Annotated in this window: 9 protein-coding genes; all 9 read left to right on the top strand. The window is 73.8% G+C overall.

Going from position 1 to position 12,920, the window contains the following annotated elements; genetic code table 11:
• The first annotated feature begins 6 nt into the window (after positions 1–6).
• The 9 genes from gatB to IH09_RS12785 all read left to right on the top strand — a co-directional run bounded on the left by gatB (position 7) and on the right by IH09_RS12785 (position 12,916).
• Positions 7–1,515, top strand: a complete 1,509-nt coding sequence (gene gatB, locus IH09_RS12825) for an Asp-tRNA(Asn)/Glu-tRNA(Gln) amidotransferase subunit GatB (RefSeq protein WP_052856328.1) — start codon at positions 7–9, stop codon at positions 1,513–1,515.
• A gap of 224 nt (positions 1,516–1,739) precedes the next feature.
• The gene (locus IH09_RS12820) at positions 1,740–2,072 is read left to right on the top strand and encodes a cupin domain-containing protein (RefSeq protein ID WP_052856327.1); all 333 of its coding nucleotides are present in this window, start codon (positions 1,740–1,742) and stop codon (positions 2,070–2,072) included.
• A 428-nt stretch (positions 2,073–2,500) separates the two neighbouring features.
• The gene (locus tag IH09_RS12815) at positions 2,501–3,466 is read left to right on the top strand and encodes a hypothetical protein (RefSeq protein ID WP_052856326.1); all 966 of its coding nucleotides are present in this window, start codon (positions 2,501–2,503) and stop codon (positions 3,464–3,466) included.
• 445 nt (positions 3,467–3,911) lie between these two features.
• The gene (locus tag IH09_RS12810) at positions 3,912–4,814 is read left to right on the top strand and encodes an LLM class F420-dependent oxidoreductase (RefSeq protein ID WP_052856325.1); all 903 of its coding nucleotides are present in this window, start codon (positions 3,912–3,914) and stop codon (positions 4,812–4,814) included.
• Between the two features lie 121 nt (positions 4,815–4,935).
• The gene (locus IH09_RS12805; protein ID WP_052856324.1) at positions 4,936–5,880 is read left to right on the top strand and encodes a C45 family autoproteolytic acyltransferase/hydolase; all 945 of its coding nucleotides are present in this window, start codon (positions 4,936–4,938) and stop codon (positions 5,878–5,880) included.
• Positions 5,881–6,068: 188 nt separating this feature from the next.
• On the top strand, positions 6,069–8,183 hold the full coding sequence (locus IH09_RS12800) for a phosphocholine-specific phospholipase C (RefSeq protein ID WP_052856323.1): 2,115 nt from the start codon (positions 6,069–6,071) through the stop codon (positions 8,181–8,183).
• A 302-nt stretch (positions 8,184–8,485) separates the two neighbouring features.
• Positions 8,486–9,229 (top strand): hypothetical protein, encoded by a 744-nt coding sequence (locus IH09_RS12795; RefSeq protein ID WP_052856322.1) that lies wholly within the window; start codon positions 8,486–8,488, stop codon positions 9,227–9,229.
• A gap of 181 nt (positions 9,230–9,410) precedes the next feature.
• Complete coding sequence (locus IH09_RS12790; protein WP_052856321.1) at positions 9,411–9,611, top strand: hypothetical protein; 201 nt, start codon at positions 9,411–9,413, stop codon at positions 9,609–9,611.
• Between the two features lie 212 nt (positions 9,612–9,823).
• Positions 9,824–12,916: a helix-turn-helix transcriptional regulator gene (locus IH09_RS12785; RefSeq protein ID WP_052856320.1), complete on the top strand. Its 3,093-nt coding sequence runs from the start codon at positions 9,824–9,826 to the stop codon at positions 12,914–12,916.
• Positions 12,917–12,920 lie beyond the last annotated feature (4 nt).

Here is a 12,920-nt window from a genome sequence, read left to right as displayed (position 1 = left end):
TTTTCCGTGACCGTCACTGAACTGGTGTCGTACGAGGACGCGTTGGCCACCTATGACCCCGTGATGGGTCTTGAGGTGCACGTCGAACTCGGCACCAAGACCAAGATGTTCTGCGGGTGTGCCACCACCCTGGGGGCCGACGCCAACTCGCAGACCTGCCCCACCTGCCTGGGCCTGCCCGGCTCGCTGCCGGTCGTCAACGCGATCGGCATCGAGTCCGCCATCAAGATCGGCCTGGCCCTGAACTGCTCGATCGCCGAGTGGTGCCGCTTCGCCCGGAAGAACTACTTCTATCCGGACATGCCGAAGAACTTCCAGACCTCCCAGTACGACGAGCCGATCGCCTTCGATGGCTACCTCGACGTACAGCTGGAGGACGGGGAGGTCTTCCGGGTGCAGATCGAGCGCGCCCACATGGAGGAGGACACCGGCAAGTCCACGCACGTCGGCGGCGCGACGGGCCGTATCCACGGCGCCTCGCACTCGCTGCTGGACTACAACCGCGCCGGTATCCCGCTCATCGAGATCGTCACCAAGCCGATCGAGGGCGCGGGCGAGCGGGCCCCCGAGGTCGCCAAGGCGTACGTCGCCGAGCTGCGCGAGCTGATCAAGGCGCTGAACGTCTCCGAGGCCCGGATGGAGATGGGCCAGATGCGCTGCGACGTGAACCTGTCGCTGCGGCCCAAGGGCGTCGAGAAGTTCGGCACCCGCTCGGAGACCAAGAACGTCAACTCGCTCCGCTCCGTGGAGCGCGCGGCCCGTTTCGAGATCCAGCGCCACGCGGCGGTGCTCTCCGCCGGCGGCACGATCATCCAGGAGACCCGGCACTTCCACGAGGAGGACGGCTCCACCACGGCCGGCCGCATCAAGGACAACGCCGAGGACTACCGCTACTTCCCCGAGCCGGACCTGGTGCCGGTGGCCCCCGCGCGCGAGTGGGTCGAGGAACTGCGGGCGGCCCTGCCCGAGCTGCCGCGCGTCCGCCGCAACCGGCTGCGCGAGGAGTGGGGCATCTCCGCGCACGACATGCAGTCGATCCTCAACGCGGGCGCGGTCGACCTGATCACCGCCACTGTCGACGCCGGCGCGGACTCCGCCTCGGCCCGTAAGTGGTGGATGGGCGAGCTGGCCCGCCGCGCCAACGAGGACGGCGTGGAGCCGGCCGCCCTGCCGATCACCCCCGAGCAGGTCGCCCGGATCACCGTGCTCGTCGCCGAGGGCTCCCTCAACGACAAGCTGGCCCGCCAGACCATCGAGGGCGTGCTCGCGGGCGAGGGCGACCCGGACACCGTCGTCGACAAGCGCGGTCTGAAGGTCGTCTCCGACGAGGGCGCGCTCGGCACGGCCGTCGACGAGGCCATCGAGGCCAACGCGGCCATCGCCGACAAGATCCGCGGCGGCAAGGTCGCGGCGGCCGGTGCGCTGGTCGGCGCGGTCATGAAGGCGACGCGCGGCCAGGCGGACGCGGCGCGGGTGCGTGAGCTGATCCTGGAGAAGCTGGGCGTCGAGGGCTGACGACCGGCAGGCGCAGGTACGCCGTTGTTGATGCGGTCCCCGGGCTTCCGGGGGCCGCATCGCGGCTTTCCGGGGTCCGGGCGGGGGGCTTTCGCACCCTGCGCACCCCGGCGAGGGCGGTCTTCGCGGTCGGCATCCGGCAGGGTGCTCTTCCGGGGGATGCCCCCGGTCGGAAGCGCGAGGGGCCTTGCTCGCCGGGTGCCCGGGTACCGGATACTGGGGCCATGCAGACACTTTCCCTGGACGCGCAGGCCCGTGAGCACCTGGAACGCGCGGCGGCGGCCTCCTCCGGCCGCAGTGCCGCAACCGTCTACGGCGGTTCGGAGCACACGCTGCGCCAGACCATTCTCGCGCTGACCGCCGGTTCCGAACTCGCGGAGCACGACAACCCCGGTGACGCGACCCTGCTGGTCCTGCGCGGACACGTACGGCTCACCAGTGGCGAAAGTGCCTGGGAGGGCCGGACCGGCGACCTGATCGCCATTCCGCCCGCCCGCCACAGCCTCCACGCGATCGAGGACGCGGCGGTTCTGCTCACCATCGCCAAGCGCGGCTGACCGGCGCATACGAGCAGGCGTCGGCGCACCGCGCGGGAGCCGACGCCGCGATGAGGCGACACCGCTGCTCCGCCAGGTACGTCCGCGGCGGAATCCGCGCCGAACGTTGACGGGCCCCGCCGCACGACGGGGCCCGTCAGTCTGTGCGGCCCGGTGCGGGTGGTGCGGCGCTCGGGAGGGGGCGCGGTGCGGCGCGGGTGTGGTGGAGGCCCGGCACGTCCTCGTGCACCGGGCCGGCCCGCGCGGCCTGCCGTGCCAGGTGAGACGGTCGTCCCTCCGGCGCGACGCGGCCGTTCCAGGACCGGAGCCGGCCGCGGTTGCCGCCTTCGCCGCCTCGGAGCGGTCAGGCCACCGCAGCGCGCATACAAGCATGTCAAGGATTGTTGACTGGATTTGCTCTCGGCAACAAATGCTGCCAATGTCGCGTCATGTCAAGGATTCACGATCCGGCACGGGCTTCCCGCACACTCACCGAGGACGAGTACGAGCGGGCGTACGGCCGTCTCACCACCGCGACCCGGCGGCAGGGTGGTTGGCTCGGTACCGACGCCGCACACGAGGCCCTGACGGAAGCGCTGGCCGCCGTCGGCCTGGCCGTCCCGGCTCCCGAGCCCGGACCGGACACGTGTGCCGCGCCGCGGACGGCCGACACCGTGACATGGCTGCTGACCGGCGACGAGGGGGCCCGGCACGGCGGGTTCGTCCTCGGCCGCCTCGCCGACGGCACGGTGCCCACCCACCGCTCGGGGCGCGCGCTGTACGAGCGTCAGTTCGCCGACTCCCCCACGGGACAGGGCGGTACATGGGCCGGTCCCGCGAATGGCGCCCCCGCCGAGGCGCCCGCCGCTCTCCTCCCCGCGTGCGCGTGCGGATGGCGTGGTCCGGATCTGCCCTACGACCCCGCGGGCGGCTTGTGCGGGAGCGGTACGTGCCACGACGGGCAGGCCGTCGGCGCCCACCGGGTGTGGAAGGCGCATGCGACGGCCGCCCTGTCCGCCGCGGTCCCCGACGGCTGTCGCGACCGCCTGGCCGCCCTGACCGCGGCGCTCGGCGAACTCGCCGACGAGCGGCCCCGGGCCGCCCTCGCCGTCGCTCGCCAGTTGCGGGAGATCGCGGGGCTGATCGAGCCGCTGGCCGTGGCCGAGGCGCTCGCCCACAGCGTCCCGTGGGAGACCATCGGCACCGACCTGGGGCAGACGAAGCAGGCCGTCAACCGCCGCTACACCAACCCTTCACGCACACTGTCCGCCCGTGTGGCACAGCTCGCCGGCACCGACGTGGAGACGCTGCTGGCCACCGCCCGCAACCGGGTCCCCGGCGCCCGGCCCGCGGGGATCGACTGGGCCTCCGCCGCCCGCCGCGTGGTGGACACCGACTCCGGCCGGGCGGAATGACGGCTTCGCGCACCCTGGCCGAGCCGCGTACGAGCACCTGTCGCGGTGGACGCGCGAGGCGGTCCCGGGCTCGGTGACCATCGGGCGACGCGTGCTGCGCGTGCACGACGAACGGGCCGTGGCGGCAGGGCGCGTATGACCACGGCCGCCAGGCCGCTGCCGCGGCTTGGCGGCCGGTGTCCGGGCCAGGAGTTCGCAGCCGGGGAGGGCGACCTGCCCCGCCGCCTGCGACCCGCCCCGCCGCCCACGGCGCGTCACCCGGACCCGGCCCAGGTGACCGCCGTCGAGTATCCGGCCGCTCTCCCGTCCGGTGCCTCCGTTCCCCAGGGCCGTTCGGGGGCGTTCCCGGCCCGTTCAGGAATGCCGGGCCCCCGGCCGGTGCTGACGGAAGAAGATCAAGCACAGCGTCACGACGCACCCGCCGGACACCGCAAGTGGAGGAACGATGCTGGATGACACTCTCGCCGCACGACTGGGCCGGGTCGGGGTGTGGCACGGCGGACTCGGCGCGGCGCCGACCGCCGTCGCCCGCGAGGCGGCGCAGGAGATCGAGGAACTCGGCTACGGCGCCCTCTGGTTCGGCGAAGGCCCCGCCTCCAAGGAGGCCCTGAGCCACGCCGGTCTCCTCCTGGCCGCGACCCGCCGCCTCCCCGTCGCCACCGGCATCGCCAACATCTGGGTACGGGACGCCACGGCCATGAACGCCGGGGCCAACACGCTGGCCGAGGCGTATCCGGGCCGTTTCGTCCTCGGCCTGGGTGCCAGTCACGCCCCGCTGGTCGACGGCCGCGGCCATGCCTACGCGAAGCCGCTCGCCGCGATGCGTACCTATCTCGACGGGATGGACGCGGCGGCGTACGAGGCGCCGCTGCCGGACGGTCCGCCCGCCCGGGTGCTGGCCGCGCTCGGCCCCAAGATGCTGGAGCTCTCCGCGACCCGGGCCGCCGGCGCGCACTCGTACTTCGTGACGCCCGAGCACACCGCACAGGCCCGCGAGGTCCTCGGCGACGGCCCGCTCCTCGCCCCCGAACAGGCCGTCCTCCTGGAGAGCGACCCCGCGGCGGCCCGCGCACTGGCCCGCGACCACATGGGTGTCTACCTGGCCCTGCCCAACTACGTGAACAACCTGCGCCGACTCGGTTTCGAGGACGACGACTTCACGGGCGGCGGGAGCGACCGGCTGGTCGACGCGATCGTGGCGTGGGGCGACGCGGACGCGATCCGCGCACGGATCCGCGCCCACCACGACGCCGGCGCCGACCACGTGGCGATCCAGCCGCTCGCGCCGCACCGGGGCCTGGGCCTCGACCAACTGCGGGAGCTGGCCCCCGTGTTGCTCGCCGGGTGAGCCCGGGGCCGGGCGCCGTGAGCGGCCCGGCCCCTGAGCCCACCCTCTGAGCTGGTAAATCGCCGGCGAATTCGACTACGTTGCCGCCATCTCACCCGCTGCGCACGAGGGAGCGACAGGGATGATCCGGCAGCAGAAGACGTTCCGCGCCATCGAGGTCGGCGACGGTGGCGACGGGCGATGGGCCGCTCAGGCGCCGGCCCTCGCCCAGGCCGCGGAGGGGTGGGTGAGTAAGGAGGGGCGGACGCCGGAGGGCGCGGCCGGGGCGCGGGAGCTGTTCGAGAGGCATATGCCGGAGCTGGTTCCGGTGCTCGACCGGCTCGCCGGGCAGCTGGACTCGCCCCGGGGCGAGACGCTCCTCACCTTCGCGGCGCTGCGGCCGTTCTTCTCCAGCTGTACCCAGGCCGGCGCCGCGGGCGTCCTGGTGCGGAACTACGACTTCCGTCCCGACGAGTGCGAAGGCACCCTCGTGTCCTCCTGCTTCCTGCGCCCCGTGATCGGGATGCAGGAGCTGGGGTGGGGGCTGCTGGACGGGATGAACGACGCGGGGCTCGCGGTCTCGCTCACCTTCGGCGGGCGGTTCGTCCACGGGCCGGGCTTCTCCGTCCTCCTCGTGCTGCGCTACCTGCTGGAGACCTGCGCCACCGTGGACGAGGCGCTCGGCAGGCTGCGGTCGGTACCCGTCGCCATCCCGCAGAACGTCACCCTCGTCGATCCCGGCCGGGCCGTGACGGTCTTCGTGGGGCCCGACATCCCGCCGACCGTGGCACCGGACGCCTGCGCCGCCAACCACCAGCATCTGCCGGTGGCCGAGGGGCACGAGCGGGCGACCCGGACCCAGGAACGGCTGGTCGCCGTCCGTACGGCGGGCCCGGATGTCGCGGCGATGCTGCGGCCGCCGCTGTATCAGCTCGCGTACGACGAGGGGCTGGGCACCGTCTACACGGCCGACTACCGGCCGGCGGAGGGCCGGGTGACCTGCCACTGGCCCGGCGAGAGCTGGACGCAGTCCTTCGCCGACTTCGTTCCGGGGACACGCACCGTGACGCTCGGCCGGGGCGCGTAGCCGCGGGCCGCCGCCGCGACGACCGCCGGCCGGCGCCGGCTGCCGCCGGGGCCGGCGAACCGGAGTCCGCTGTTCCCATAGATGTCACCCCGATACCTATCGCCCGTCACGGCGCTCTACTACCGTCCCCGTCGCACCATCTCAATGGGCTGCAAGATGACCATTGACTGACGACTGGGAGGTCGGACGTGGCACCGGAGGTATCTCGTAGGCGGGTACTGGCAGTTGGGGCGGCAGCGGCGGGAGTCGCGGCGACCGGATCGCTGCTGCCGCCGTCGTTGCAGCAGGCGATGGCGGCGGAGGCGGCGCGGCCCGCACACGGAAAGGGCGGGCTCCGGGACATCAGACATGTCGTCGTGCTGATGCAGGAGAACCGTTCCTTCGATCACTACTTCGGGATGCTGCGCGGCGTCCGCGGCTACGCCGACCGGAACGCGGTGGAGCTGCCCGGCGGCAAGAGCGTCTACGAGCAGCCGGGACCGCTCGGCGTCGGGACCGTCCTGCCGTTCTCGGTCCGCGAGGCCGCCGCGGCGCAGAAGAAGGACCTCCAGTACATCGGGGCGCTCGACCACGGCTGGGACGGCGGGTCCAAGGCGTGGAACGGCGGGTGGATGAACAACTGGGTCACCGCCAAGACCGCCGCCACGATGGCGCACTACGACCGGCAGGACGTCCCGCTGCACTACGAGCTGGCCGACACCTTCACCATCTGTGACGCCTACCACTCCTCCATCCACTCCTCCACCAGCCCCAACCGCAACCACCTCGTCAGCGGCTGGACCGGTTTCGAACCGGGCACCGGCAAGCGCGCGGTGGGCAATGACGCGTACGACGAGGACCGGCACCCCGGCTACGCCTGGACCACGTACCCCGAGCGGCTGGAGAAGGCCGGGCGCAGCTGGCGGGTCTACCAGGAGTGGGACAACTTCACCGACAACAACCTGGAGTTCTACGCGAGCTTCAAGGCGGTCGGGAAGAAGGCCCTCGCCAAGGTGGACGGCGTACAGAACATGACCGCCTTCTACGGGAAGGTGGCGAGCGCGAACGACGCCGAACGGAAGCGGTTGCAGGGGCTGCTGGACGAGGGGGTCAAGGCGCTGAGCCGCGCGGAGCGGAGCCTGTTCGAGCGGGCGCTGCGGCGCGGCGAACCGACCACGACGGCCACCGCCTTCGCCGCCGACGTCGCGAGCGGCAAGCTGCCCGAGGTCTCCTACATCGTCCCGTCGGCCGTGGACTCCGAGCACCCCGGCTCGTCCTCACCGGTCGCCAGCGCCACCATCGTCTACAAGGTGCTGGACGCGCTGGGCAAGAACCCGGACGTCTGGCGGCACACCGCGCTCTTCCTGACGTACGACGAGAACGACGGGTTCTTCGACCACGTACCGCCGCCGGTGCCGCCCGCCGGGACGGCCGGGGAGTTCTGGGACGGCCGGCCCACCGGCCTGGGCATGCGCGTCCCGATGATCGTCATCTCGCCGTGGACGGTCGGCGGCTACGCCTGCTCGCAGGTCTTCGACCACACCTCGATCACCCGCTTCCTGGAGAAGTGGACCGGGATCCGGGAGCCGAACATCAGCGCCTGGCGGCGGACCGTCTGCGGCGATCTGACCGGCGCCTTCGATTTCTCGCGCGGGCGCCGGCAGCCGTCGGTGGAGCGGCCCGGCGCGATACCGGCGTTCAGCGGGCGCTGGGCGCCGCGGCCGCCGGCCCGCCAGGCGCTGCCCCAGCAGGAGAGCGGCAGCCGGCCGGCCCGCCCGCTGCCGTACCAGCCGGACGCCGACGGCGGCTTCGATGCCAGGGCCTCGGTCTTCCGGCTGGCGGTGCGCAACGCGGGCAAGTCGGCGGCGCATCTGGCGCTGTATCCGTACGCCAAGGAGTACGAGGCTCCGCAGCACCGCGATGTGCTGGGGAAGTCGGAGTGGGACGTACCGGTCAAGGGTGGCGCGTACCGCTTCACGGTGACCGGGCCGAACGGGTTCCGGCGGGAGTTCGCGGGGACGGCGCAGGGCGCGGCGGCGGCCACCAAGGTGCGCACGCACCTGGAGGCCGGGCGGCGGGAGCTCCACCTGACGGTCGTCAACGGCGGCCGCACCGACCTCACCATCACGCTCAAACCGCTGGCGTACGCGGACACCGCGCCGCGCACGGTGCGGGTGCGGGCGGGCAGCACCCGCACCCTCGCGCATCCGACGGCCGGTGCGCACGGCTGGTACGACCTCGATCTCACGGCCGCCGAGGACCCCTCCTTCCACCGCCGCCTGATGGGGCACGTGGAGAACGGGCGGGAGTCGGTCACCGGCTGATACCGGGGTGAGTTCCGCAGCAGGGCCCCTTCGCGGGGAAGTCCGCGAAGGGGCCCGTGGATCTTTTCGGGCCGCCACGCGGTACGAGGCGCCGCGCCGTACGAGGCCCCATGCCGTACGGAGGGGGCCGCCGCGGCCGGAGGGCGGCCCTCCCGATGGCGGGAGGCGTACCGGACGGAGCCGGGGCGGGCCCGACCCGCCCCGGTACGTCCGGACTCGGCCCCATCCGCCTCGCCCGCGTGCCGTCCCGTCACCCGGCGGCTCTCATAGGTCTCTCAGACGCGGCCCCTACGGTCGCGGCCATGGGAACGAGCAGCACGAACAGGACCAGCGGCACGAGCACGACGACCGACGAACGGACCGGTGACGAGGCCGCGCCGGTCCGGGCGGCAACGGGGGACACGGGGGGCAAGGGAGACACGGGCCCGGAGACGGCGGCTGCGGCTGCGGAGACGACGGCCGAGCCCAAGGAGAGCGCTGAGCCCAAGGAGGGCGCCGAGGCGAAGGAGGGCGCCGGGGCCGAAGCGACCGGCAAGACCGCCCCCGCGGCGGACAAGGATGCCGCCGCCGCGGATGCCGCCGTCGCCGCCGAGGACGGCTCCGACGATCCCGAGGACCTGGACGACCTCGACGAGGACGCCGTCCCGGAACGCGCGGCCACCGGTGTCGCCGCGGGGGCGGGCGCCGTCGTCGCGGCGGGGCTGGGTCTCGCCTCCGTCACCGGCACCTGGCTCGGCACCCTGCTGGCCGAGCGGCAGACGCTGGTGGGCCAGATCAAGCTCCAGTCGGGCAAGGCCACCGACCAGATCGCCACCGTCTACGGCACCCCGTGGCACACCACCGCCCTCGTCAACGGCGTCTTCGCGCTGCTCGCCGTGCTCGTCGCCGCGGTGGCCCTGACCAACCCGCGCGCCACGTGGGTGCGAGCCGTGGCCTGGGGCGGTCTGGCGCTCGGCGTGCTGGGGCTGCTCATCTCCGTGGGCATGTATTTCGACCTGTTCGCGGCGCTGCCCAGCATCCCTAAGGGGGCCGGGGCCGGTTCCTGAGCACCCCGCGGGGGCCGGCGCCGGCGCCTAAGGAGCGCGGCGGCGCGGGCTCCGGTTTCTAAGGCCCGCGCGGGCGGGGGCTCGGGCACTCTCCCGATGTGGCGGACCCCCCTTGGCGAGGAGGCTGGGGGTATCTCGACGGACGGTCGAGGTACCAGTCACCGACGCCAGGGGAGAGACCATGTTCCACTCCGAGCTCCAGATCCGGGTCCGCCACGAGGAGCTGCGCCGCGAGGCCGACCACCAGCGCCTGGTGCGCCAGGCGGCCGAGGGGGCGCGCGCCGAGGAACGGGCCGTGGCCCGTTCCGGTGCGGACGAATCCGGAGGGCGGGTGAGCGGACGGCGGGGGCGGCGGGTGCGCGTACGCCGCGCCGCCGCCTGACCCCGGGAGATCCCGTGCCGCCCCACGCGCCGACCCGGACACCGGACCGGGCGCCCTCACGGACGCCGGTCCGCAGCCCGGCTCACGTCCCGGACGGTCAGCTGTCCGCTCTGCTGTCCACCCCGCCGTCCGCCCGGCCGCAGGTGCGCTCCGCACCCGGCCGGGCATTTCACGTGCCGGAACACGGTGCCGGATTGTCAGACCCCTGTGCGATGCTCGGCAGCGTGGAGACCAGGTCAGTCAGTCCCGTGTTCGTCGGCCGCGCGGCCGAGCTCGCCGCGCTGGGCGACGCGCTCGCGCACGTCGCCGTCTCCGGCGAGCCGCAGGCCCTGCTGATCGGGGGCGAGGCCGGTGTCGGCAAGACCCGGCTCATCGAGGAGTTCACCGGGACCGCCCGCGACCGGGGCGCGCTCGTCTCGCTCGGCGGCTGCATAGAGATCGGCTCCGAAGGCCTGCCCTTCGCCCCCTTCTCCGCGATCCTGCACAGCCTCAACTGGCACCTGCGCGACGAACTCGCCGCCGCCGTCGCCGGCCAGGAGGGGGAGCTCGCCCGCATCCTGCCCGAGCTCGGGGAGTTCGCCGGCGGGATGCACGACGAGGAGACCGGCCGCGCGCGCCTCTTCGAGCTGACCGCCCGCCTCCTGGAGCGGCTCGCCGCCCACCGCACCCTCGTCATCGTCATCGAGGACCTCCACTGGGCCGACCGCTCCACCCGCGAGCTGCTCGCCTACCTCCTGCGGGCGCTGCACGACGCCGGCATCCTCCTCGTCGCCACCTACCGCTCCGACGACATCCACCGCCGCCACCCGCTGCGCCCCTTCCTCGCCGAGATCGACCGGATGCGCACCGTCCGGCGCGTCGAGCTGGCCCGCTTCAACCGCGCCGAGGTCCGCTGCCAGATCGCCGGGATCAACGGCGCCGACCCCGCGGAAACCACCGTCGACCGGGTCTTCGAGCGCTCCGAGGGCAACGCCTTCTTCGTCGAGGAGCTGGCCCGCAGCATCGCCGACGGCTGTGTGTACGGCCTCAGCGACCCGCTGCGCGATCTGCTGCTGGTCCGCGTCGAGGCGCTGCCCGAGGATGCCCAGCGGGTGGTGCGCACGGCCGCCGAAGGCGGCTCCACCGTCGAACACGAACTCCTCGCCGCCGTCTGCCGGATGTCCGAGGACGACCTCATCGAGGCACTGCGGGCCGCCGTCGGCAGCAACACCCTCGTCCCCACCGAGGACGGCACGGGCTACCGCTTCCGGCACGCCCTGGTCCGCGAGGCCGTCGTCGACGATCTGCTGCCCGGCGAGCGCACCCGCCTCAACCGCCGGTACGCCGAGGCCCTGGAGGGCGACCCGGCACTGGTCCGCTCCGACGTCTGCGCCGCCCGCCTGGCGAGCTACTGGTACAACGCCCACGACGCCGCCAAGGCGCTGCCCGCCGTCCTCGCCGCCTCCGTCCAGGCCCGCCGCCGTCACGCCTACGCCGAACAGCTGCGGCTGCTGGACCGCGCCCTGGAGCTGTGGGACGACGCGCCCAAGGAGGTCCGCCGGACCATCCGCGCGGTCGACTGCGCCGAGGCGTATCCGGCCTGCGGCTCCGAGGACGACGCGCTGCGCTTCATGGACCTGCTCGCCGAGATCGCGGTGGCCGCCCGGCTCTCCGGCGACGGCGAGCGGGCCTTCACGATCACCAGGCGTGCCCTGCGGTCGCTGCGCGACAGCGATGAACCGCTGCGCACGGCGTGGTTCCTGCTGCAGCGCTCCCGGATCGTCCAGGGCACCGGCCGCGGGGACGGCTGGGCGGATCTGGGCGCCGCGCAGGAGCTGATGCGCGGTCTGCCGCCGTCCTCCGTGCACGCCGCCGTGATGGCGGGCGTCGCCAGCTGGGAGGTGCTGTACCGTCCGGGTCCCGGCACGTTCGCGACGGCCGAACGGGCCGTGGAGCTCGCCCGGTTGGTCGGCGACGAGGAAGCCGAGCTGAACTCCCGGGTGACCCTGGCGGGCCTGCGGGTCGACGCCGGGGACGTCGACGACGGCCTCGCCGCGTTCCGCGCGGCGCTGGACCGCGCCGTCGACCGCGGCTACTACGCCGTCATCGGCCGCGGTCATATCAACCTCCCGTCCGCCCTCGAAGGCGTCGGCCGCTCCCGCGAGGCCGTCGAGGTGACCGAGCAGGGCGTCGAACTGACCACCCACTACGGCCTCATGGACAGCACCAGCTGGGTGACGGGCAACCGCGCCGAATCGCTCCAGTCGCTCGGCCGCTGGGAGGAAGCCGCCCAGGCCGCCGCCGAGGCCCGCCGCCTCGCCCGGAGCCCCCGGTCGATCGCGCTGGCCGCCAACCGCCTCACCGGCCTCGCCCTGGACAAGGGCGAGCCGGCCACCGCCGAGCGGGAACTGACCGTCGCCAGGGAGCACTACGGCGCCCACGACCCGCAGCCGCAGCACACCATCCCCATGGCGCGGCACGCCCTGCGGATCGCCGCGGACCAAGGCCGCGTCCTCGACGCCCGCTCCATCCTCCAGCAGACCCTGGACGCCGGGTTCCCGCCCGGCACCCAGCGCTACGCCTGGCCGCTGCTGTGGTCGGCCACCGCCGCCGAGTCGGACGCCCGCGGTCTGCCCGCCGCCGAGCCGGGCCGCGCCGCGATCCTCGACCGCGTCCGGGCCGCCGCCAAGAGACTGCCCCGCCTCACCCCGGTATGGGAGGCGTACGGCCGCGCGGTCGACGCCGAACTCCGGCGCGCCGAGGGCCATGGGGTACCGGACGCCTGGGCCGGGGTGGTCGCCGCCTTCGAGCCGCTCGACCGCCCACGCGAACTCGCCTGGGCCTGCTACCGCTGGGCCGAAGCGCTGCTGCACGGCAGCGAGCGGGCGAGCGCCGGGCTCGACGGCCGCACCCCCCGGGAGGCAGCCGTGCTGCTCCTGGCCCAGGCGCACACCGCCGCCACCCGGATGGGCGCCCGCCCGCTGGCCGAAGAGCTCGAACTCCTCGCCCAGCGCGCCCGCATACCGCTCCCGGGCCGCGCCGCGGCCCCCGCACCGGAGCCGGCCCGCGACGGCGCCCGGGACGCAGCGACAGCCGGCGCCGTGCCCGCCGAATCGCTCGGCCTGACGCCCCGTGAACGCGATGTCCTGCGGCTGGTCGCGGACGGCCGCAGCAACCGCCAGATAGCCGACGCCCTGTTCATCTCACCGAAGACCGCCAGCGTCCACGTCTCCAACATCCTCGCCAAGCTCGGTGTCTCGGGCCGCGGCGAGGCGGCGGCGCTCGCCCACCGGCTGCGGCTCTTCAGCGAGCCGGCGGCGAGCTGAGCCC

Origin of the sequence: Streptomyces celluloflavus (assembly GCA_000720995.1) — a bacterium.
GTDB classification, from domain to species: domain Bacteria; phylum Actinomycetota; class Actinomycetes; order Streptomycetales; family Streptomycetaceae; genus Streptomyces; species Streptomyces celluloflavus.
Note: the sequence above shows the minus strand (reverse complement) of the source record. Positions and strands in the feature narration are given on the sequence as shown.